This is a genomic window from Reichenbachiella carrageenanivorans, assembly GCF_025639805.1.
In the GTDB taxonomy this organism is placed as follows: Bacteria; Bacteroidota; Bacteroidia; order Cytophagales; family Cyclobacteriaceae; genus Reichenbachiella; species Reichenbachiella carrageenanivorans.
The window spans coordinates 4,394,479-4,417,866 of sequence record NZ_CP106735.1; the positions used below are offsets into that span (position 1 = coordinate 4,394,479).

The following is a 23,388-nucleotide window of genomic DNA, read 5'->3' on the forward strand; positions in this document are numbered from 1 at the left end:
TAAATCCCACGAGGGATTTCAGAATAAAAACCGTCTAATCTTTTAGAAAACAGAAAATTGATTCAACATGAAAAATTCAACCTTAAATATTCGGTTTAAAACACCTGTATTATTGGTTATGCTTAGCTTTTTTGTCGCTTGTATCGACAACGACAACATCGAAGACAGTACGGATGAAACTACAGAGAGCATCGACGACACCGTTTTTGAAGCCACTGACTGGAGCGCCGATACGCACAGCAATGATGCAGACCCTAATTATGAAGAAGTATTTGAAGACGATGCCGTAAAGCGGTTGGATATTGTAATCACACCAGCTCGCTGGCAAGCCATGCTCGATGACATGACGAGCCTATACGGAACTTTTGGCACGCACAGTAACCACAGCAGTATCTTTGCAGATGAAAACCCCATTTTTGTACCAGCAGAGGTGTTTTACAAAGACAAAGAGTGGTATAGAGTGGGCGTCCGATTCAAAGGCAATTCAAGCCTACTAAACACATGGCAAGATGGCAACTTGAAACTTTCCTTCAAACTAGATTTTGATGAATTCGAAGATGACTATCCGCAGATAGACAACCAGCGTTTTTATGGATTCAAAAAATTGAGTCTAAAAAACAACTACAACGACAAATCCATGCTTCGTGAAAAAGTAGCTGCCGATATCTTCAGGAACGCCGGTCTGGCTAGTTCACACACAGCCTTTTATACGGTATATGTAGACCATGGAGACGGTCCTATTTACTTTGGCTTATATACCCTAGTAGAAGAAGTAGACGATACGGTGATCGACACACAATTTGCCGACAACGACGGCAACCTCTACAAACCAGACGGCGACGCGGCTAGCTTTGCCTCTGGCTCTTTTAGCGAGTCGGATTTTGTAAAAGAAACAAACGAAGACGATGAAGACTGGTCTGACATCGAAAGCCTGTTTAGCGTATTACACGACGACTCTCGCATCACGGATGCGACTACTTGGAGAACCAATCTGGAAAAAACACTCGATACGGATGTATTCTTGAAGTACTTGGCCACCAATACCGTGATCCAAAACTGGGACACCTATGGTAGAATGACTCACAACTACTTCCTGTACAACAATCCCGACAACGGACTACTCACATGGATTCCTTGGGACAACAATGAAGCTCTTCAACAGGGAAATAGGGAGGGTTCCTTGCCGTTGGATTTTGCAAAGCTCTCTGCTTCTCAGTGGCCATTGATTGGCTATTTGTATTCTGACGATGTGTACAAAGCACAATACGACACCTACGTAGAGGAAGTCATAAATGGCGTTTTTGAAACAGCTACTATACAAGCCACATATACCAAATATGCCACACTGATAGAGCCTTATGCTACTACCGAAACTTCAGGCTATAGCTTCTTAAACAATAGTTCTGAATTTCAAACGGCAGTGAACGAGCTCAAAACTCACGCAACCCAACGCGCCACAGCAGTAGAAAATTATTTGGAATAGCTAGGTCATTGGTCTGACCAATAATATCTCATGACCACCCGCAGGGAGACAGTAGCAGCACCGTCTCCCTGTACTTTTCTACGCCCTCTTTCTTGCTCCCTGTTAGAACCAAAACGAATTACCATTCATCGTTTCACACGACCAGAAAAGCATTTATTTTTTAAGTCTTTGCAACCAACAATTACAATCTTGAATTGTAAATTACTAACGGCGATGAATCATAGCAGGCTAACGCTTCGATAGATTTCATCCTATAACGGGCAGCGAGTAGCATGATTCAAGAAAATGAATGGTTGGAGCAGATGGCAAGCGGGAGCGACGAAGCTTTGGTGTGGTTTTACAACCAATACGCCACCAAAGTGTACAACACCATCATCAGCTACACCAAAAATGCCGAAGACGCCGAAGAAGTGCTTCAAGATGTGTTTGTCACCTTGTTCAACACGGCAGCTAAATTCAAACACGAAGCCTCGGTCAGCACGTGGATCTACCGCATTGCGGTCAACAAATCTCTGGATTTTCTAAGGAAAAAAAATAGCGCCAAGCGCATGGGTGTTTTTTCCTCATTGTATAAAAAAGGTAGCAATGAGACCATCATCGAGCCCGTAGATTTTGTGCATCCTGGCGTAACACTCGAAAACTCCGAAGATGCCAAACTTTTGTTTCGTGTGATCGATCGCCTGTCCGACAACCAGAAAACAGCCTTTATCCTAACCCAAATTGAAGGCTTGCCCCAGCAGGAAGTAGCCGACATTATGAAAATAACGCGCAAGTCTGTGGAGTCGCTGCTGCAACGTGCCAAAGCTAATTTGAGAATAGCTTTAGAAAATTATTATCCCGAACGAGGGAAAACATCAAAAAATACGTCTAGTTAATTATGGAAGAGTGGAAAGATAAAATCATGAACAGTTTGGACGGAATGGAAAAAGCCCAACCACCCAAAGACAGATTGCAAAAAATACAAGCTGCCATCGCCCAACAACACCATATATCCGTATCTCCAAAAGGCCTCTCATGGATGGCCGTAGCTGCGGTTATCTTGTTAGTGATTTGCTCCAACGTAATGGTAGTCACGCACTATTTTGATCAAACTTCCAATATTTCTGCTTTCGAAACCTACGTACCTTTGACAGCTAACTTTAATATCTACGAATAATGAAAAACAAGATTTACCAAATAGGTCTGGGTCTCATGTTGCTGGTCAATGGGATACTCATTTTCCTCTTCGTACAAGGTGCCCCTCGCCCACCTCGCCATGACAGATCGCCAAAGCAGAATGGACTCATGGAAAAAATAAGCCAACAATTGCAACTCACTCCCGAGCAACAAGCCAATTATTTTGAATTAGCGAAAGCGCATGCCACACATATGAATGTCATCGACAAATCGCATAAGAAATTGCTGAAAACCTATTTTAAATCACTCATTCTTCCTTCTGAGCAGCAACCAAACCATGACCAACTACTGCATCAGATCCAATCTTTGGAAGCTCAAAAAATCACAATAACCTACCAGCATTTCCACGACCTAAAAGCGCTCTGCAACGAATCTCAAAAGGCTCATTTTGAGCTGATTATCAACGACATGTTTGATGTTTTGATTCGCAACAGCAAAAACAATCCACCTCCCCCGAGGGATTAAGAAAGTCTTCACGTCTATAGGGTATTCATTAAAGAAACTATAGACATGAAAAAGATCGTTATGATAATCGCAGTATTGGGTCTCACTGCCACTGCTTATGCCCAAGGGCCTGGAAGACAGCGTCCTCAGCGCCCAAATGCAGAAGAAATGATAGCCAAGGCTACAGAAGACCTCAATCTGACAGACGAGCAAGTGGCTCAGTGGGAAGCTATTCACAAAAAATACGAATCGTCTAGCAAAAAAGATGGGCGAAAAGCTATGGGTGAAGAGCTAGAGGCCACACTCACAGAAGAGCAACTGGTGGTATTCAAGAAAATGAGAGAAAACCAAAAGCCTCCAAGAGGCGGTAGAAACTAAGCCATCTGGTAACCTTATAAATAGTCTCATGATGGGAGGTCGTCTCAAAAGCTTGATCATCTAAAGCTTGACTCACAAGGCCTACACACCCTAGGAAATTTGATAGTAACAAGGCTTCGAATTTCTGGGTGCGTACTGCTCACCTGATCGCTTTATTTGCTTTTGATTCTGCCTCCTTTTTATTTAACCTCCCTACCCTTGTCCTGAACCAGGCAAAATTCTTTGTACAAGATTTGCGATCTACTCCACATTGATTTATTCTTGTCTAAGGCCAAGCCTAACCGTAGCCCCTCTGAGAAAAAAAGAACACTTTTAAAACTATAACATAAAGGATATATCAACCACCAGTGTGTGATATCTGGATGTTGTAGGTAATTATGAGTAAGACTCAAGAAAAATATTATTTGAAAATATTAAGTGATAAAGATTATAATCACTCAGTTGTTGAGTTAAAATTTCAAAAGCTGGAAATTGATTTATCTAAATATAATTTATTTCAAGTGAAATCGGCTATTTCGTATTTATCTAGATATGAAGATGAAATTGATTCAATAATTATTAATGCAAATCAAAATATAGATATAATACTAAACGCTGCTACTGTAAAACAAGAACGAAGCAAAAATTGATTTAATGGGAACATTTGGTAATAGATTTTACGAAATTGGAAGAGGTTATGAAGTCGTCTCATCTCAATAAAAAAGACCTTATATAATTGGAGTAGATTTAAACGAGAAAGAAAAGCCATTTGTTCTTGCTTCGGGTGATCATCATTCAGACCTAGGAGCAATAACAGTGAGCTTAGAGGATTTATTATCAGAGAAATGGAAAGAACATATCTCAAAATCAAATTGCACAAAATTTGTAACTGAATTACGGATAGCCATTAGTTCTGGAGAATCATTCCCACCTAAATTTCTAATAAAAAGAGTGAACAATGAATAAACTACCTACAACAAGCTGTGATGAAATCATGCGTGGATAGTGCTAGACGACAGTTTTCTGTATTCTGGAAGCCCTGCCAATTCTGCGAATTGGCCTATTGAGAAAATGAAAAAAGTAATAGCCCATTTCGCAGATTTGGCTATTTAGTATCAGAAAGATTAACTTTCCAAAAACGCACGCTTCATACAGGGGCGATAAACTCCATCAGATTAACCGAAAAGTTGATTGTGTTTACTTTCAATCAATTGACTATAATTCCCCATCATTTCTTCGGATAAGAAAGACTGATTTATAAAGTCTATCCAGATATTATGAAGTTTTGAGTACTTATTTAGAATATTCTCGGCCGCTTTATTAGGTATGCCAGAGGTAGTCATAGCGCTAAAAAAATCAGATTTTCTCAGTCTTTTCTTTTTACCGCATAATGTCAAGGCAAGCTCTTCATCATCTCCTTCAACCACTAGAGCTGAAGAAACTAAATCATAAGCAGGAGCCAATTCATAATGACCTTGCTCATTCTTTAGCAATGAAAAGTTCTTTAAATGCATGTCAGCATTTCCAGTCAGAAAACTAAAAAGAGTCAATTCATAAAACCTTACTAAATCAAGACCTGGATTTATACTACTTCGTTTGATCTCTTTAGCTATCTGCTCATGAGATGACTTGTATTTGTCTTCCGTTAGTCTTCCCAGCAGTTGGCACATATCCTCCATATGCTTTTTCACTCCCTCATTTCTATCCATTCTTTTAGTTATGTAAGCTAATTCTCCGGAATCCAATCGCACCAAAGAATGCTTGGCAGTTCTAATTCTTGATAGTTGAGCAAGATGCATGGTCAGGTCTTCTATTTGAGGAAGTTCTTCCCACATTGGCGACTGAGGCTTTAGGATATATTGACCCCAAAGGCCAACTATTGTCAACTTTTCAGGCTCATTGTCTGGTTTTTCTATGTGCAAGGATAATTTCGGCTGAACACCTGTAACTGTTGTCTTCCCCTTAATCATCTGTTTAGCAAGGCTCAGAAGATCTGCCTCAGTGTATGGCACTTTTGGAGGTTCTGAAACTCCGAATATTTTCTTACTACAATTCGGGTGAAAATCACCTTCTGAGTCTCTATAGCAGTATAGACAATTCATATTAATGGCTCAATTGATACAGCTCCTATGCAATCTTTGCATGCAACAAGGAGAACTCCCATTCTATCCTTTTCACTGACTTTCCAATTTTTTTCAACTATATCCAAAATCCAACCTTCTGGAATAAGACCATCAAAAAATGGAAACAGTATATTTGAATGAAACGGCTCTTGTTGTAATTGCAGAGTTAAACTTATGGGTGCTCTCCCTTTTGCGAAATATTCGTATTCGTATTGAAAATGATACCCTTCTTCATCTTCGGTTAGTGTCCCAGCCCACTCATCTTGGTAAAGTACTTTTGCTTTCCTCATCTCTGTTAACTTCTATTGGTCCCAATTCATATCCAAAGAGATTTAAAACTTGATTGACCTTGTCCATTTTCAGTGTTGGCTTTCCTTGCTCAAGCTCTCGAACAAATCTTAATCCAACCCCAGCGGCAAATGACAGATCTTCCTGTTTCATTCTGGCTTGCTTTCTTTTCTCTTTGATGAACTGTGCTAATGTTGTTTTCATCATCTCTATAACTCTATACCCTTTCGGGTGTAATATAGCAAATTATAACAATTTATACCATAACGGGTATAAAATTTTCGATATCTCCACTACTATACCCTTTAAGGTATAAAAATGAAAATATAAGTTAATTACACCTTATCGGGTATAGTGCAAAAAAGACGACAAACAAATTACAGAGTCTAATAAACGACATAGCACATGCCTCTTCTGAGTTACTTGAATCCTATATACAAGACCGATATTTTAGTAGAACTTAAATGAGCCCAGAGGCACGTGCCATATCTGGTCGTTAGTCTGTATAGCAGAGATCAAAAATTTTGGAAATCTAATATTGAAATCTGAAGGATTTAGTTTCTGGAAATTCTTGTCTGGACTCTTCTTTTTCATAGGTATAATCAGCCTGATTAAAAACATCAAAATCATAAAATGATATGCCTGAATTGAACTGTCTTATTTAGGAGATATAGTAAATGGATTTGTCAGAACTGAGTTTATTCTTTCGCAAATATTATCCGAACTGGGTTTTAGGGATAATCGAATAGATTTCTTCGCTGACAGTCGAACCGAGAAAAAACTACAGTCAATACGTATTGAATTCGAAAAGTCCGAACTTCCCAAAAAGCATGAGTTTATCAGATTGATTGATGAACTCGATGAGTTAAGAAAGAAAAGAAATATTGTGGTTCATAGCCTGGTGTTAACTAACGTAGAAGATAGCCACAACCACATGTTTCACAACTATCAGAAAATCAAAGGAGGAATTCTGAATAAGACAACACAATTCAATACGTCAGATTTGAAGAATATTCATATCGAAATTCTAGAAATACATAACTCTCTTTATACCCTTCATTGGGGTGAAAGAGGTCGCTAACAAATGTTTCCATGAATGGAGTTTCATCAATCAGGATATTTTCGTGGAGATTGGAAAGTCCGCCACAAGTTTTAAATTTAAATCAAAGCTGGGCCGAGTAGGCATGGCTTTGAACGAGACGAGAGGTTAGTGCATTCTTTAAAGCGCCATGATGACCGCCTTCTGCTCTACTGCCCACAACGAAAGACTATTTGATTGACCTGCTAGGTTTAGTTTATTGATGATGTTGCTCCTGTGTTTTTCTACGGTACGGGCAGAGATATGAAGCCTTTCGGCTATCATTTGGGAGCTACATTGACTAGCTACAAGCTTGAGAATCTTTTTTTCTGATGATGAAAGCAAATCCAAATTGACAGTCTTTTTGCTATCTGTGGTATGGGTAGTGGAGAGAATCGACAGACTGTAATATGAATTGCCCTTCATCACCTCATCTATGCATTTGAATATTTCTGTGCTGGTATCTTCTTTCAGCAGATAACCCGCAATATTTAGGCTTTTGGCCTGTGCGATAAACGCTGGTTCTTTGTGATACGACAAGAGAATAAACTTAGTCTCTAGCTGCTTTTTTCTACACTCGTCTGCTATGGAGAGCCCACTCAAATAGGGCATTTCGATATCCAAAAGTGCAATATCAGGAGGGTTGTCCAAAATCAACTTTAAAGCCGCAGCACCATCACTTACAGCACCCAATATCTCTATGCCACCCCTTTGAAGCAATAGGTCTTTTAATCCCTGCAACAGCAACGGGTGATCATCAGCTATCACTATACGTACTACTTTTGATTCAGGCATTTTTATTTGGTTTTGAAACATGTAACGTGACGGTTGTCCCTTTTCCTTTTACCGACTCTATCATCAACTTGCCACCCAGCAGCTGGGTTCTTTCTCTAAGTGTCTTCATTCCCAAGCTCGTCACTACTCCTGAGTCTTCGGTCAAATCAAACCCTACACCATAATCCTTTATTTGAATCGACACGCGTCGTGGCTCATCCTTTACCACAACCGAAGCAGACTCACTCTTGGCATGCTTTAGCACGTTATTCAAAGACTCTTGAATGATCCTGTAAATTTGTAATTCCTTTGCTTCGTCAAATAAACCATCTATGGTGTCAATCTCTTCGGAAAAGAAAATGTCGGAGTATTCATCTGCGTCACTTACCAATTTTTGGATGGCAGCTGTAAGACCCAAGTTTTCTAATACAGCTGGATGCAGTGCCTTGGAGATTGATCTCACTTCCTCTAGTGCTTTGGATACCATATTGGTGGTGTTTTCATCTTGATTCAAGGCTACCTTATTTTTGATCAAAATAAGACTTTGGCCGACTGAATCGTGCAGGTCTTGGGAGATGCGTTTTCTTTCATCCTCGTGTGCTACGATCAATTGCCGCGAATAGAGGGCTTCCATTTTTTTGGCTTGAATGGCAAACCTTGATGAGCGATAGAAATAAATTCCCGCAAAGAATAAGAGCAAACCAATCCCGATAGCCCAGCTCAGTCGGGTTTTGAATAAATTGGCTGTTGCGAGAACCTTAATTTCATTTTCTTGATCAGATATCTGCCTCTCCCTGTGCTCTTTCTCATACAATGTCTCCATATAGACCAGTGCATTGGATTTGCTGGCGCTGAGTATGGAGTCTTTGATATGAATGGAAGACTGTAGGTGTATATGAGCATTTTCAAAATCCCCTTTTGCCAAATAGCATTTATAGGTCAAATTCTCCATTTCCATCACCTCTTCGTACTTGTTTTGTGTTCGGCACTGATCGATCAATTGCTTAGACAGAGCAATTGTCTCGTCATATCTGTTTTGACAGTAAAGGGAATAGACCTGTGCCCATAAATAAAGCTCATCCAGCCATTTGGATCCCTTAAACTTGTCTCGTTCGGCTTGCATGCGCTGAAAATAGTGATTCGCAGAATCACAGCGGTTGATTTTGGTATATGCAACCGTGAGCTTACTGTAAGCGGAATACCTTAGGTCTGGCTTTGGGTCGCCAAGTGAGATTGCTTTTTTCAATAAACGAATCCCTAGACTGTCATTATTCAATTTGCGGGCTTCAGTGGCGTAGTTAATATAGTTCACCAGAATCAGTCCTATTTCTGTATTCGCATTGCTCAACTGAATGAGTTTTTTTCGCTGCTCGATCGCCTTTTCAGCAAATCCATTCATCCCATATAGTATAGCCGTCTCATTGATCGTTTTGATCAGGCTAACAGTATCATAGTTGTGGGCAAATATCGCACGGGCATTTTCTAACAATTCACCTGATTTTATAAAATCGCCCTTTTGCATGTGTCTGGCTGCCATATATAAGTAGGCCTCTCCAAATTCTCTCTGAGTTGAATCATTGAGCGTTTCATAAACATGAGCGGCATTGTTATACTCACGTAGTGAACTGTCATATTCGTTTATGTATTCGTAAATATTCCCCCGTTGAATCAACAATGCCCCCCTAGTTGAGGGTGACAACTGATCATCCCAATGAAGTGTTCTGTTAATAATGGCGAAAGCAGAATCAGGAATGAATACTTCTGAATAATAAGTCTTAGCTAAACGGATGGCGTATTTGGCAGCAAAGTCGTACTGTTGTTCTGCTTTAGTGTTTTGGATAGCCCGAGAAAGACACTGTTGGTATAGGTCCAACTTTTCGGGGTATATCCATACGTCCAAGGTATCATACAAGGGAAGCTTAGCCTCCCAAGTAGGTTGACTATCAATGACCTGAAAAAGTGAATCATAGTCATGATTGCCATAGGACTGAGGGCCTATCAAAAATAAAAAAACTACTAAAAGGAATAATCGCTGCACCACTTGAAAAATGTATTTCATTCTATATTCCCAAGATTAAGATAAAATCGACAAACGGAGTTGCATAAATGGAAAACAAAAGTTGTAAAACTAAAAAACTTCTTCCACTGCTTGCTGTCCTCTTTTTATAAAATAGCGTCAAAAAGCTCTCCTTTTCAATCTCTTGATACATTGTCTTTCTCTTCATTTTTTTCAAATATACGTACTGCCACGTATGTTTTTACGAGATGCCTCGTATTGCCTTAGCCAACAGCTGTTTTCATCTTTGTGTTAGTAATCAGCTATGTCATTTTATGAGAACAAACTTCAGTTTTCTATCCACTATTCTTACTTCGCTTATTGTATTGGTTTTTCATCCAGTCATCACCCATGCACAAAGTTTGGCCAATTTTAATACCTCGCCCACGTCAGTGTACAGTGTTCTACATACCGTTTTTTATTCACGGATCTATCCTGATACTTGACTGGCACAACAACGACTGAAATAGAGCAGACCACAGAGGATGCACTCTACACCCTCTCCTGTCCAAATCAAAACACACAAAAAGTAAAATCACGCTGATACAATAATATGATGGTCTCAACAAAAATATATATCCAAACCATTTTTATAGTCAGTTTGGCTTGCTACAGTTCATTTACTTGGGCTCAGCAAATCTCCCCATTCAATCTATACAACCAGAATACATTCCTCATCAACCCCGCTGTAGCAGGGCTAAACCATTGTCTATATGGATTTGTGAACCGTAGCGTACAGACAACTGGAGTGGATCAAGCCCCTTCTGTACAGCAATTAAGTCTATATGGAAGCATCGCGCCTTCACATGGCTTGGGTACAGCCATTCGTTACTCAGATTTGGGGCTGGTATCTCAATTTTCAGGTAACATCAGCTATGCCTATCACCTGAAAATATCACAGGAGAGCGCACTCCATGCGGCCTTTTCTCTAGGCATTGACCAACAACGGCTCAACATGAATGAAGTCATTGCCAGCGATTACACAGACGAACTTTTGATCAAATACAGTCAACCCCAATCAAGTCTATCCAATGGTCTAGGGCTCATGTTTACCTCCCAAAAACTCACACTAGGAATCGCAGTACCTCAAACTTTTTCGAGGAAATCGGAGGTAAATTTCGTACAAAACGAACGCATCAACGCTTATGCATCTTATGGTCTAGTAAACACCCCTCAGTGGCAACTCGAAGGGTTTCTACTCTATCGAAACTATGCATCAGAAACTGACCGACTGGACATTGGCAGTAGAGTGGTTTTGAAAGACATTCTGGGTCTGGGAGCCATCTACAAAACTGGCCGTGGAGTAGCTGTAATGGCTGATCTGCAAATCAACGACCAATTCATTTTTGCCTACAACTACGAAGTCGCTACCAAATCGCAATCTCTCGGAGGCTCTCATGGCCTCATGCTAGGAATCAGACTATGCCACAACAAAAACAAATCTGTAGACAGACAGCTCTATGTGCAATCCATCCCATCAACACCTATGGCTCAACCTGCCCCACCTAAACCGACCCTCATCACCCCTATCAAAATCGAAACAGCCCCATATGAGGAAAAAACCTTACCTGATTCACTCAACAGTATTTTCAAGCAAAAAGATCTAATCATCAGATTCGCTCAAGCTTCTCCAGACTCTGTCGTCTCTGGAAACCAACACGCCGTAGTCTCTAAAGTAGCTGGGATTTTAAAAGCGCATCCAGAACTGAAAGTCACGATCATTGGACATGCCAGCTCATCTGGTACAGAAGAATTTAATCAGCAAATATCTGAAGCTAGAGCTAAAGCTGTGGCCAATATTTTGATCAAAGAAGCTATTGACACCAATCGCATCTCTACGATTGGGAGAGGTGAACTAGCCCCTCTCTCCGAACAGGATGAAGAGAATCGATGCGTACAGGTCGTTTTTCATATTAACTAATTCAGTAAAAATCATCCCTCATTATTCCGATACATAGATGAAAAAGATACTACTCATTGCGCTTACCTTGTCTACATTCACCCTATCCAAGGCGCAAGAATGTGATACGCTCTCCTATGAGTGGGAAAACCCCACTCCAACCACAACTGTTTTTAATTATGGATCAGGTAGACTTACAGGTATACCAGATCCATCGAACTCTACAAACCCAACAGACGCAAAAACAATCTTTGAAGGCTTTACGAGTCCTAGTCCTGGTACGACCTCAGTAGGAGCTGTTTTATTAGGTCTTGGGTTTCTTTCGGATGACAATGATAATCTCAGGATGGATGTGATGGTTTATGATGACAATGGGTCAGGCAGACCAGGCACTCAGATCGGGGGTGTAACAGGTCTTTCGCCTACTTCGTTAGGGGTAGTGCATAATTTTAGAGAGTTTTGGATTGAGCTGCCTTCTTTGCCAGTTCCTACCACCAGTATATTTTATATTGGCGTAGTGATGCACCCTGGGGATGCCAGTGATCAACTGGTTGTCCAAGCTAGTGCTAAAGGACAGGGCAATGGAGATGGATCCAATAGCATTACAACAACCCAATATGGAAATGAAATATTACTTAGTGTTTACAGTAGCGATATAGATCTGAAAATAATAGCAAAACTGGGGGTAGTTAGAGATCCTTCTTTTAGTTACGGTAGCAGCAGCTATTGTTCTAATCTACCTGATCCCACGCCTACTATATCAGGGGATGCAGGAGGTACATTTACCAGTTCTCCTTCGGGTCTTTCTATCAATAGTTCTACGGGTAAAATTGATTTGTCGGCTAGCAGCGGTGGCACCTATACTGTGAGGTACACTACGGGAGGAACATGTTCTCAGTTCAAAACCCAATCTGTAGTCATTGTAGATGATCAACCTACAATTATCTGTCCAGTCAATCAGACGATAGATTTTAACGCCAGTTGCCAATATACTTTGCCTGACTATAGGAGTTTGGCGATCGCCAATGACAACTGTAGTACGCCTACCCTTACACAATCTCCTGCTCCAGGGTCTGTTTTGTCCGCTACTCAAATCGTCACACTTACTGCCAATGATGGGGATGGAAACACAAAAACTTGCACGTTTAGTGTAACCCCATCCGACAACACGAAACCTACTATCACGTGCCCTGCAGATCAAAATGTGAGTTTCGACACCAGCTGTGAGTACACGCTATTGGATTACACGACTTTAGCAACCGCCGCTGACAACTGTGGAACTGCCACAGTCACACAATCCCCAGCAGTTGGGACTGTGATCACGGCAAGCCAAGTCATCACACTCACAGCAACAGATGGCAATGGCAACACAGAGACCTGTACGTTCAACGTCACCCCAGAAGACAACACGAAACCTACGATCACTTGTCCTACAGATCAAAATGTGAGTTTCGACACTAGCTGTGAGTACACTTTGATAGACTTTACATCACTAGCTACAGCCAATGACAACTGTGGAACTACTACAATCACACAATCCCCGGCCATCGGTACAGTAATTACGGCCAGTCAAGAGATCACGCTCACCGCTACAGACGGAAATGGCAACACAGAGACCTGTACGTTCAACGTCATCCCAGAAGACAACACCAAGCCTACCATCACGTGCCCTGCAGATCAAAGCGTCAGCGTCGATACCAGCTGTGAGTATGCTCTGCTGGATTATACAGCTTTGGCTACAGCCAATGACAACTGTGGAACGGCTACAGTCGCACAATCTCCAGCAGTTGGCACAGTGATTACGGCCAGCCAAGTCATCACACTGACTGCCACAGACGGAAATGGCAATACAGAGACTTGCACATTCAACGTGACCCTAGCTGACAACATCAAGCCTATTATAACTTGTCCCGCTGATCTGGAAAGCTGCGAAGAAATCATCTCCTTTGAGGAGCCTACTGCCATTGACAACTGTGCAACACTAACGGTGGTGCAAACCGCTGGGCTAGCCAGTGGATCAGCATTTCCTGTAGGAGTAACTACCAATGAGTACCTCGTCACCGACAATAGTGGAAACACAGCCACTTGTGCTTTCACCATCACCAGACACCCCATCGTCGAGGTAGATGCGGGAGCAGACGCCACCATCAATGCTGGCTTTCCCTATACCCTGACTCCTACTGCAGGTGATGCAAGTCTATTCGAATGGTCTCCTTACGATGGACTGGATGATCCTTTCAGTATGACGGCAGTAGCTCAACCAACTCAAACGACCACATACACGCTACTCGCAACCAATGACAAGGGATGTTCGGCAAGTGACGACATCACCATCACTGTCAATGACCAAATAGAAATCAATAATTTCATTAGTCCCAACTCAGATGGCAAAAATGATTTCTGGGAGATCAAAGGCAATTGGCTTATGGACAATTGCCAAGTCAGCATCTACAACAACAAGAGCGCAGTCATCTATCAGTCTACGGGCTACAACAACGACTGGGACGGAACAGATCACGGCAAATCGCTACCAGAAGGCGTGTACTACTACACCGTATCCTGCCCAGATCGAAACACACAAAAAGGTAAAATCACACTGATGAGATAGGGTGATGGGTCCAAAAACACATTACATTGAAATCATTTTGATGATCAGCTTTGCTTTTCATAGTTCATTTACTTGGGATCAGCAGGATTAAATCGCTAAAGTTAGAAACCATTATAAAGATTTAGAGACTATAAAATTCAACGCAATCTCTCAAATATCAAGGCCTCTAAAGCTACTATGATGACTGGTAAATCATCTAACCTTGGCATGCCTACGATTACTTTTCATTAAAATAATCTCCATATTTGGGATAAAATCTACAAATAATCTAAAGAAAGATATGAATCCTACGGAGCAGCACCATCAGCGAATGGCAAATATGACTTTTGCTTCTGTCTATCCCTTGTATCTCTCTAAAGTGGAAAAAAAAGGAAGAACCAAAGAAGAACTAGATCAGGTTATTTCTTGGCTCACAGGCTTCGACGACCAGCAGTTACAAGAACTTGTCGATGAGAAGGTAACTTTTGAGACTTTCTTCCAACGCGCCACATTGAATCCAAATGCCTGCCTGATTACTGGTGTGATCTGTGGATATCGTGTAGAGGACATAGAGAACCCACTGACGCAACAGGTTCGATATTTGGACAAACTGGTGGATGAGTTGGCCAAGGGCAAGAAGATAGAAAAGATATTGCGCAACATTTAGACAAGAGTCAAAATCACATGATCATCTCTCTTGCCCAAACAAGCCCCATAAAAAACAGCCTAACAGATAGCCTAAATAGCCATAAAGCATGGGTAACAGCAGCCGTCAAAGAAAAATCCGACTGCATCCTATTTCCCGAACTATCCATCACAGGCTACGAACCAACCACTGCACACCAAAACGCCGTGAGTCCAGAAGTACAAGAACTAATGGAACTACAGGCTATGAGCGACCAACACGACATCATCATAGGGGTAGGCATGCCCATCAAAACAGGTCACCAACTAACGATAAACCTTATCATCTTCGCCCCAAACGCTCCAGTCACCTGCTATGCCAAACAGCACTTACACCCCGACGAAACCCCTTACTTTGCCTCAGGCGATCGACAAGTTATTTTCAAAGCAAGCGAATTGAAAATTGCCCCAGCCATTTGTTATGAATCTTTAAAAGAAGAACACCTAGAACATTGCAAAAGTCTGGGTGCTAAAGTCTATGCAGCAAGTGTAGCCAAATCCGAAAGAGGCCTAACTAAAGCCTACGACTACTATGCCTACGCGGCTAAAAAGTATAGCATTCCCATCTTAATGTGCAACTGTGTAGGCACCTACGATCACATGATATGCACAGGCCAATCTGCCATCTGGAACGACCAAGGTGAGCTAGTAGCCTCACTCGACTCTACGAAAAAGGCACTATTAGTATACAACACCCAAACCAACCAAGCCTACAAACGACCAGCCCCCTCTCTCAACCATATGTACACAGCTTCGCACACAAAATATAAAACTTAGTCACACTCTGTATTAATCTTTATTGTTACAGCGATTACCTTTGCCCAACACAATCGTAATAAAATACAAATTAATGAAAGTATCTCGTAGTAATCCTTGGCATAAGGTGGCGGTTGGGAGCCGTACACCAGATGTTGTAAATGGTATTATCGAAATCCCTCAAAACACGCGGGCAAAGTATGAGCTAGACAAAGAATCTGGCCTATTAATGATGGATAGAGTGTTGTACTCAGCCATGTATTATCCTGCCAATTATGGCTTTATCCCTCAGACCTATTGCGACGATGGAGATCCGTTGGACATCGTAGTGCTATCGCAGATAGACATCGTACCGATGTGTATCGTATCCGCCAAAGTAATCGGCGTGATGCGCATGCTAGACGGTGGCGAAGCAGATGACAAGATCATTGCAGTAGCTGAAAATGACATGAGTGTGAACCACATGAATGACATTAGCGAATTACCAGAGCACTTTTGTAAGGAATTGAAAAACTTCTTCGAAGACTACAAAAAACTGGAAAACAAAACCGTAGAGGTAGAAGAATTTCAAAGTGCAGCTACTGCCAAGGAAATCATCCTAAAAAGCATGGAAGACTACAAGGAATTGATTGCAAAATAAACAACCAAACCAGCCATGACCGAAATCCTGATCCCCACCATAGCGGCCCTTATAGGCACCGCTTTTGGTGGGTTGATTACCTACCTTACCCATCGCCAGCAACTTCGCCACGACTTGAAGGTACTGAAAGAAACCTACAAGACGGATTTTATGGCAGAAGAAACCGCCAAACATTTCCTCAGTCACAAGAGCCACATCGAGCGATCCTTCGACGTGCTACAAAAGCATCTGGGTGGATTCGAAGACAACGAACTACGAAAAATCCTCGTCCGTGCCGGAGCTATTCGGGAATTTCGCGAAGACGGCAGCGAGTGGTGGAGATTGCTTTCGCGAATGGATGAATATATCAAGCGAAAGAAAAGCAGCAAGTCAAACTAAAGGCACATCTGACTACCCATTTTTTCACACACAAACCTGCTAGATTATTTTACCGATCTGCTGATATGCTCTAGCTTCGCAACAAACACGTATACATGGCGGGCAAAAACATACAGGAAGAACTCAAAAACTTACTCACCCTTCTCAAAAAAGAGAAAGACGCCGATCTCCAACAATACCGTAAAAAGATGGCTGGTACCTCACTCAAAGAACGCCGAAAAAAAGGTGTCTGCTGGTACCCCATCAATCTCGAAAAAACCAAATACGATGCAGGAGAAAGACTGATTGTCAAAATCTCCCGTCCACCCGAGCATACCGACGCACACCTCTTCCAATCAGGCAAACTGATCAGCCTCTTTTCTAACAGCGCTGGACTCGGCGACCACGAAGATGCTGTCAATGGCGTGGTCAACTCCGTGACCAAGGCTCACATGCATATCACGATGAACGTAGACAGTTTACCCGACTGGCTGCATCATGGTCAGCTCGGCGTACAATTGCTCTTCGACGAAAACGCTTATCGCGAAATGGAGCGCACCCTCACCACCCTGCTCAACACCAAAGAAGATCGACTCACCGAGATGAAAAAAATCCTCCTCGGAGACAAATCCGCTCGATTCACCGACCATGCCACCATACGAGATCTCGGCCTCAACGACAGTCAAAACGCAGCGCTACACCAAATACACAACGCCCAAGACGTAGCCATCATCCACGGCCCTCCAGGCACAGGCAAAACCACCACCGTAGTACAGGCCATTCTCGAAACGCTAAAATCAGAATCTCAAGTATTGGTCTGTGCACCTAGCAATGCAGCTGTAGACCTACTAGCAGAAAAACTCGGAGAGCAAAATATAGAAGTACTCCGTATCGGTCATCCGGCACGGGTCACCGAAGAGATCCTCAGCAAGACACTTGACGCGAAAGTAGCCAACCACAAAGACTACAAAGACCTGAAAGCATTGCGCAAGCAAGCCGACGAATACTTCGCCATGGCAGGCAAATACAAACGGAACTTTGGACATGCCGAAAAGCGACAACGCAACCAACTCCGCGACGAAGCCAAAAGTCTAAAGGCACAAGCCGAACACCTCTCCTACTACATCATCAACGACATCATAGGCAAGGCACAAGTAATCGCCTGTACCCTTGTGGGTGCCAACAACCAAACACTCAATGGCATGACCTTCGAAACGGTCTTTATCGATGAAGCTGCACAGGCACTCGAACCCGCCTCTTGGGTACCTATCCTAAAATCCAATCGCGTCATTTTTGCTGGAGATCACTGCCAACTCCCGCCTACGATCAAATCATTTGAAGCAGCCAGAGCAGGGCTAGAAGTCACCCTGTTCGAAAAAGCCATCCAGTGCAATCAGGCCGACACCATGCTTCGGGAGCAATACCGTATGCACGAAGACATCATGAACTTCAGTAGCCGATTGTTTTACAAAGACCAGCTGATCGCCAATGAAATGGTGAAAAACTGGAAAGTGTACAACGAAGACCAGACCGTAGAATTTATCGATACGGCAGGCTGTGGCTACTTCGAAGAAGTAGACCCCGAAACCAAAAGCTCCTTCAATACCGAAGAGGCAGATTTGCTATTCAAACACCTGACCCAATACCTGTCTCAGCTCGACGCCATGGACAAATCGAGCGACCTCACCAGTGTAGGCATCATCTCTCCCTACAAAGCCCAGGTCATCGCCATGCAAGAGCAGCTCGCCAGCATGGAACTCGATGAGGTTACAGCCAATAAAATAGCAGTAAATACCATAGATTCCTTTCAAGGACAGGAAAGAGACGTGATCTACATCAGTCTCGTTCGCTCCAACGAAAACGGGGAAATCGGATTTTTATCTGATACCCGGCGCATGAACGTAGCCTTGACTCGTGCACGAAAAAAACTCATCGTCATAGGAGACAGTGCCACCATTGGGCAGCATCCATTTTATGAAAAATTTTTAGACTACATCAACGAAATAGACGCCTATCACAGCGCTTTTGAATGGATCAGCGAATAATTTTCAGAGCCCCCTGCCCCACATTGCTTTACTCAATATGAGGAGGCATTTCAACAAATAAACACTAGAGGTAAAGCAAGTCTTTTGGGGGCTTCCTATATTTGCTCAAAAAAAGCGCAATGCCCAATTCAGTCAAAATAGCCCCTTCCCTACTTTCAGCAGATTTTTCACGACTCGGTGCCGATATCGAGATGGTAGAAAAAGGTGGTGCAGAAGTTATTCATTATGATGTAATGGATGGTCACTTCGTGCCCAACCTCACCATTGGCCCATTGGTATTGAAAGACATCAGAAAGTGCACCCAACTACCCATAGATGTACATTTGATGATTGAAAATCCAGACCAATACATTCCTGATTTTGCGAAAGCTGGCGCAGACTGGATCAGTGTACATGTCGAGACCTGCCCTCACTTGCACCGTACCATTCAGCTTATCAAAGAGCTGGGTAAAAAAGCAGGTGTAGTATTGAACCCACATACACCACTGAGTGCCATAGATGAGATCCTACCAGATGTAGATTTTGTACTGATCATGTCTGTCAATCCTGGGTTTGGCGGACAGAAGCTCATCCCTTCTTGTATCGATAAAATCATCAAGCTAAAAGGCATATTAAAAGAAAGAAATTTAGAGCACATCTTTATTGAAATCGACGGCGGTGTGAAACTCGACAATTTGAAAAAAGTAATCGATGCTGGCACAGCTGTAGTCGTCTCGGGATCAGGCATATTCAACACCGAAGACCCGATAGCCACCATCCAGCAAATGAAAGAAGTATAAGACGTTTGAAATCAACAAACTAAGAGGACAAACAATTCAAAAAAGTGCATCAAAATCAACAGATTTATTGATTAAAATTGCGTTCCAAAATTTACAAGCATGAGTAGTGAGAAAGAAACGCAGGATCGCCTGCCGCTCAATTTTATTGAGCAAATGATAGAAAAAGACCTGGCAGAAGGTAAGCACGACGGACGAGTACTTACTCGCTTCCCCCCGCACCCTAATGGGTATTTGCACATTGGCCATGCCAAATCCATCTGCCTAAATTTTGGACTAGCCTTGAAATACAACGGCCAGTGCAACTTGCGCTTCGACGATACCAATCCTGAAAAAGAAGACATCGAATACATCAATTCGATCAAAGAAGACATCCAATGGCTGGGCTTCTCTTGGGACAATGAATTTTATGCTTCAGACTATTTTGATCAATTGTATGAGTATGCCATCCAACTCATCAAATCTGGCAAAGCTTACATTGATGAAAATTCGGCAGAAAAAATCAGTGAAGAGCGTGGTACCCCTACCACCCCTGGCAAACTCAGCGAATATAGAGATCGTACTGTAGAAGAAAACCTTGCCCTTTTCGAAACCATGAAAAATGGTGAAGTAGAAGAAGGCAAGCGCGTACTCAGAGCTAAAATCGACATGGCATCTCCCATTATGCAAATGAGGGATCCTGTAATCTATCGTGTAAAAAAAGCGATCCACCACCGGACGGCTGACAAGTGGTGCATCTATCCTACCTATGATTTTGCACACGGTCAGTCAGATGCTTTTGAGCAGATCACGCATTCGCTATGCACACTGGAGTTTGCCTCTCATAGACCGTTATACGACTGGTTTATCAAAGAACTGGATCTGTACCCGTCTAAGCAAACGGAATTTGCCAGACTGAACCTGAGCTACACAGTAGTGAGCAAAAGAAAGCTAAAAGAACTCGTAGATGATAGACATGTAGAAGGCTGGGACGACCCCCGTATGCCTACACTAGCAGCGATCAGACGACGAGGCTATACAGCAGCTTCGATCAGGGCGTTTGCCAGCAAAATAGGTATAGCCAAAAGAGACGGCGTGAGTGATGTAGCCCTACTCGAACACAGCGTACGAGAAGACCTCAACAAAAAAGCCAACCGTGTATTGGGCGTTTTGGATCCGATCAAATTGATTATTACCAATTACCCAGAAGGCCAAACCGAACAACTCCCTGCGATAAACAACCCCGAGGACGAATCAGCAGGCAAACGCGAAATCCCATTTGGCAAAGAGCTATATATCGAGCGCGACGACTTCATGGAAGAGCCTCCAAAGAAATACTTCAGACTAGGCCCAGACAGAGAGGTGAGATTGAAATATGCCTATATCGTGAAATGCACTGGATTTAAGAAAAATGAAGCTGGTGAAATCGAAGAAGTATATGCTGAATACGATCCAGAAACCAAAAGCGGGCATGACACGACTGGCAAGAAGGTAAAAGGAACACTCGGATGGGTATCTGCACCACATGCGGTAAAGGCAGAAGTGAGACTCTACGACCGTTTGTTTAGTACTGAGAACCTAAACGACATCGACGACGATTTCAAAAATCATTTAAACCCGAACTCACTGACGATCATGGACAATGCCGTAGTAGAACCGTCGGTAGGCGAAATGGCTCCCAACACACAGTTTCAATTTGAACGCTTGGGTTACTTCATCATCGACAAAGCTTCTACTGGCAGCAAGCCAAGGATCAACCGTACGGTGACTTTGCGAGACAACTGGGCGAAGCAAAACAAATAAGCCGATATAAATAAACCTCTTGTTGGGTGTGTTTATGTATAAAACATCCAACAAGAGGTCTTCTTTTTAAAATACCCCTTTCCCCTTCTATTCTGCTTTTTTTGCCACTAAAAGCATAATATGATGAATCAAAATCCTCCACTATAACCTAAACAATCAGAGTAATCTCAAAACATTAATTTTGACATAGCTTCAAAAACGAAACTCCTATTGTCTATCTACTCCATTTGGGAAAACAAATCAAAATTCTGCCGTTATTTTAAAGAGAATCACCCTGTTGTCTGCCAATTGGGACTGAGGTGTATAGACACGAGGTTTAGCAGCTCATCGCGGCTAGTCACCTGATCTACACCTCTTCTGATCAGAACCTGATCGATAAAAGTGTCATTTTCGTAAGTGACCGCAATCAACTCTATATGTTGAAATTTTTGTTTGAACTGCTCCACCCGATCCAAAATACCAGATGTATACACAGACAAATCTATGATCACTAGCTGACCTTCTTTTAGTGTTTGGATGTCCAAAAAATCATCCACTACCTTGATGTGTACCATATCGCTAAGCTTGAGTAGCTCCTGCGTTAATTGCTGCACAATAAGATCACTATTACTACCTATTAAAATCTCCTGCTCCATTTCTCTCAATCTACGCTACTAATAGAATGCAATAAACGATAGATTTAGAATAGATATCAAGCGTATAAAAACTGATTTTTAAGATTAAGAGAATTGCCTATTTGTTAGGCGTGCATAACAAATTTCAAACATGAGACACAAAAAAACCACCACTAAATTAGCGGTGGTTTCAAAGTTCTTTTCAGCTATTTAAATCAGCCAATCACACGATTGACTACATCCACTAGATCATCACCAGTGAAGGGTTTTACAATGTAATCTGACGCACCTAATTCGATACCTTCGTTGATCACAGACTGTTGCCCTACTGCACTTACCATGACTACCTTAGCCGGCAGGTTTTGGCTTTTGAATACTTTTAAAATATCTGTACCAATCATGTCTGGCAAGATATTATCCAGCGTGATCAAATCCGGGTTCAATTCCAATGCTAGATCGATGGCTGTTTCGCCATTTGGTGCTTCTCCTATAATTTCATAGCCTGCTTCTGTAAGCGTATCTTTGATCAAGGTACGCATGTAAGCTGAATCATCAACGACTAATACTTTTTTGCCCATTATTCTGGTATTTATAATCTATTATTTACTTAACGCTAAGTTCTTAATTTTCTGAATAAACTCTTCTTCTAAGAGCCATATAAAGTCTGATTTGATATCGATATCATCGGTATGAAAAACAGAACTAAATTGAATCAACGGACTCAAAGTCACTGATTCGGCATGGATATATTTATTGACCTCGCTAGCCTCCATGATGTGCAAAGATGGCACATTTCCATAAATACCCACATTTAAACTATTGGCAAATTCGGTGATTACCGATGCCGCCATGATATTGTCTATTTCTTTGAGCAACTCTAATCGCATGACTTGAGCATCTTCGCTATCTCCATTGATCACACTTTCTGGTAGACATTTGGCGTAAATCTTTTCCACTTCATCACTTGTAAAAATCAAATGGCAAATGCCTTTCAGCTCTCCCGCCAATTCTGTTCTCAGAATATGTATTTTGTCATCTGTCTTACTAGAGTACTGAGGCTCGTCGTTGAGTACGGCTATTTCAAAATCCACATTAGTCACTTCGATAGCGCTATTGAGAATCATCTTAAGTGAAACAGCTGCACGATCCAGTCCCCTGTTAATCATTTCGACAGCTACGGCCATTTCTTGTGCTGTAAATTTTTCAATCATAAGGTTACTCATTTTGGTTTATTCTGGTTTAGATGATTATTGCCATTATATCTGCCAACTACTGCTGTCGTCATTAGTTGCACGATTAAAAATAAGTGGTAAGTCGCATACATCAAAAGATCCCAACAAGAATTGCCCGTTGCTCATTTTCGAACGTCAAATTTACCTCATCACGACGAAGCACACAATTAGTGATTCTACTTAATTTAAAACGATAAATCCTTTAGTGGTTTTTCCTAGTTGACTCATTTCAAATG

Annotated in this window: 23 protein-coding genes; 15 read left to right on the forward strand and 8 right to left on the reverse strand. The window is 42.0% G+C overall.

Features of this window, described 5'->3' with window-relative positions:
- Positions 1-67: 67 nt before the first annotated feature.
- The 6 genes from N7E81_RS17710 to N7E81_RS17735 all read left to right on the forward strand — a co-directional run bounded on the left by N7E81_RS17710 (position 68) and on the right by N7E81_RS17735 (position 4,110).
- A complete protein-coding gene (locus tag N7E81_RS17710) occupies positions 68-1,483 on the forward strand; it encodes a CotH kinase family protein (protein WP_263050936.1) in 1,416 nt (471 codons plus the stop codon).
- 272 nt (positions 1,484-1,755) lie between these two features.
- The gene (locus tag N7E81_RS17715; RefSeq protein WP_263050937.1) at positions 1,756-2,358 is read left to right on the forward strand and encodes an RNA polymerase sigma factor; all 603 of its coding nucleotides are present in this window, start codon (positions 1,756-1,758) and stop codon (positions 2,356-2,358) included.
- 2 nt (positions 2,359-2,360) lie between these two features.
- A complete protein-coding gene (locus tag N7E81_RS17720) occupies positions 2,361-2,639 on the forward strand; it encodes a hypothetical protein (protein WP_263050938.1) in 279 nt (92 codons plus the stop codon).
- Positions 2,639-3,124 (forward strand): periplasmic heavy metal sensor, encoded by a 486-nt coding sequence (locus N7E81_RS17725; protein WP_263050939.1) that lies wholly within the window; start codon positions 2,639-2,641, stop codon positions 3,122-3,124. Before N7E81_RS17720 ends, N7E81_RS17725 begins: the two co-directional genes overlap by 1 nt.
- Before the next feature lie 45 nt (positions 3,125-3,169).
- On the forward strand, positions 3,170-3,481 hold the full coding sequence (locus N7E81_RS17730; RefSeq protein ID WP_263050940.1) for a conotoxin: 312 nt from the start codon (positions 3,170-3,172) through the stop codon (positions 3,479-3,481).
- Positions 3,482-3,858: 377 nt separating this feature from the next.
- Positions 3,859-4,110 (forward strand): hypothetical protein, encoded by a 252-nt coding sequence (locus N7E81_RS17735; protein ID WP_263050941.1) that lies wholly within the window; start codon positions 3,859-3,861, stop codon positions 4,108-4,110.
- 525 nt (positions 4,111-4,635) lie between these two features.
- Here N7E81_RS17735 and N7E81_RS17740 read toward each other — a convergent pair.
- From N7E81_RS17740 to N7E81_RS17760, 5 genes are all read right to left on the reverse strand, one after another.
- Positions 4,636-5,430, reverse strand: coding sequence for a HipA domain-containing protein (locus N7E81_RS17740; RefSeq protein WP_263050942.1), 795 nt, complete (start codon positions 5,428-5,430; stop codon positions 4,636-4,638).
- A 128-nt stretch (positions 5,431-5,558) separates the two neighbouring features.
- Positions 5,559-5,873: a HipA N-terminal domain-containing protein gene (locus tag N7E81_RS17745; RefSeq protein ID WP_263050943.1), complete on the reverse strand. Its 315-nt coding sequence runs from the start codon at positions 5,871-5,873 to the stop codon at positions 5,559-5,561.
- The gene (locus tag N7E81_RS17750) at positions 5,842-6,078 is read right to left on the reverse strand and encodes a helix-turn-helix transcriptional regulator (RefSeq protein WP_323131642.1); all 237 of its coding nucleotides are present in this window, start codon (positions 6,076-6,078) and stop codon (positions 5,842-5,844) included. The genes N7E81_RS17745 and N7E81_RS17750 overlap by 32 nt, the downstream gene beginning before the upstream one ends.
- A 1,012-nt stretch (positions 6,079-7,090) precedes the next feature.
- Positions 7,091-7,744, reverse strand: a complete 654-nt coding sequence (locus N7E81_RS17755; RefSeq protein WP_263050944.1) for a response regulator — start codon at positions 7,742-7,744, stop codon at positions 7,091-7,093.
- Positions 7,737-9,782, reverse strand: a complete 2,046-nt coding sequence (locus tag N7E81_RS17760; RefSeq protein ID WP_263050945.1) for a tetratricopeptide repeat-containing sensor histidine kinase — start codon at positions 9,780-9,782, stop codon at positions 7,737-7,739. Before N7E81_RS17760 ends, N7E81_RS17755 begins: the two co-directional genes overlap by 8 nt.
- A gap of 550 nt (positions 9,783-10,332) precedes the next feature.
- On the opposite strand from N7E81_RS17760, the gene N7E81_RS17765 reads away from it, so the two are divergent.
- From N7E81_RS17765 to N7E81_RS17805, 9 genes are all read left to right on the forward strand, one after another.
- Positions 10,333-11,700, forward strand: a complete 1,368-nt coding sequence (locus N7E81_RS17765) for a PorP/SprF family type IX secretion system membrane protein (protein WP_263050946.1) — start codon at positions 10,333-10,335, stop codon at positions 11,698-11,700.
- Between the two features lie 37 nt (positions 11,701-11,737).
- Complete coding sequence (locus tag N7E81_RS17770; RefSeq protein WP_263050947.1) at positions 11,738-14,287, forward strand: HYR domain-containing protein; 2,550 nt, start codon at positions 11,738-11,740, stop codon at positions 14,285-14,287.
- A gap of 280 nt (positions 14,288-14,567) precedes the next feature.
- Entirely contained in the window at positions 14,568-14,933 is a 366-nt protein-coding gene (locus N7E81_RS17775) for a DUF2200 domain-containing protein (protein ID WP_263050948.1), read from the forward strand.
- A gap of 17 nt (positions 14,934-14,950) precedes the next feature.
- On the forward strand, positions 14,951-15,727 hold the full coding sequence (locus N7E81_RS17780; RefSeq protein ID WP_263050949.1) for a carbon-nitrogen hydrolase family protein: 777 nt from the start codon (positions 14,951-14,953) through the stop codon (positions 15,725-15,727).
- Between the two features lie 73 nt (positions 15,728-15,800).
- On the forward strand, positions 15,801-16,346 hold the full coding sequence (locus N7E81_RS17785) for an inorganic diphosphatase (RefSeq protein ID WP_263050950.1): 546 nt from the start codon (positions 15,801-15,803) through the stop codon (positions 16,344-16,346).
- A gap of 15 nt (positions 16,347-16,361) precedes the next feature.
- Positions 16,362-16,724 (forward strand): hypothetical protein, encoded by a 363-nt coding sequence (locus tag N7E81_RS17790; protein WP_263050951.1) that lies wholly within the window; start codon positions 16,362-16,364, stop codon positions 16,722-16,724.
- Positions 16,725-16,819: 95 nt separating this feature from the next.
- Positions 16,820-18,748, forward strand: a complete 1,929-nt coding sequence (locus N7E81_RS17795; protein WP_263050952.1) for an AAA domain-containing protein — start codon at positions 16,820-16,822, stop codon at positions 18,746-18,748.
- 119 nt (positions 18,749-18,867) lie between these two features.
- On the forward strand, positions 18,868-19,527 hold the full coding sequence (rpe, locus tag N7E81_RS17800) for a ribulose-phosphate 3-epimerase (RefSeq protein ID WP_263050953.1): 660 nt from the start codon (positions 18,868-18,870) through the stop codon (positions 19,525-19,527).
- A gap of 99 nt (positions 19,528-19,626) precedes the next feature.
- Entirely contained in the window at positions 19,627-21,306 is a 1,680-nt protein-coding gene (locus N7E81_RS17805; RefSeq protein ID WP_263050954.1) for a glutamine--tRNA ligase/YqeY domain fusion protein, read from the forward strand.
- 269 nt (positions 21,307-21,575) lie between these two features.
- Here the strand turns inward: N7E81_RS17805 and N7E81_RS17810 are convergent, their stop codons facing one another.
- The 3 genes from N7E81_RS17810 to N7E81_RS17820 form a co-directional block, all read right to left on the reverse strand.
- Positions 21,576-21,941 carry a hypothetical protein gene (locus N7E81_RS17810; protein ID WP_263050955.1) on the reverse strand — a complete coding sequence of 122 codons (366 nt, stop codon included), beginning with the start codon at positions 21,939-21,941 and terminating at the stop codon, positions 21,576-21,578.
- A 194-nt stretch (positions 21,942-22,135) separates the two neighbouring features.
- Positions 22,136-22,498: a response regulator gene (locus tag N7E81_RS17815; RefSeq protein WP_263050956.1), complete on the reverse strand. Its 363-nt coding sequence runs from the start codon at positions 22,496-22,498 to the stop codon at positions 22,136-22,138.
- A gap of 21 nt (positions 22,499-22,519) precedes the next feature.
- Complete coding sequence (locus N7E81_RS17820; protein WP_263050957.1) at positions 22,520-23,131, reverse strand: chemotaxis protein CheC; 612 nt, start codon at positions 23,129-23,131, stop codon at positions 22,520-22,522.
- Positions 23,132-23,388 lie beyond the last annotated feature (257 nt).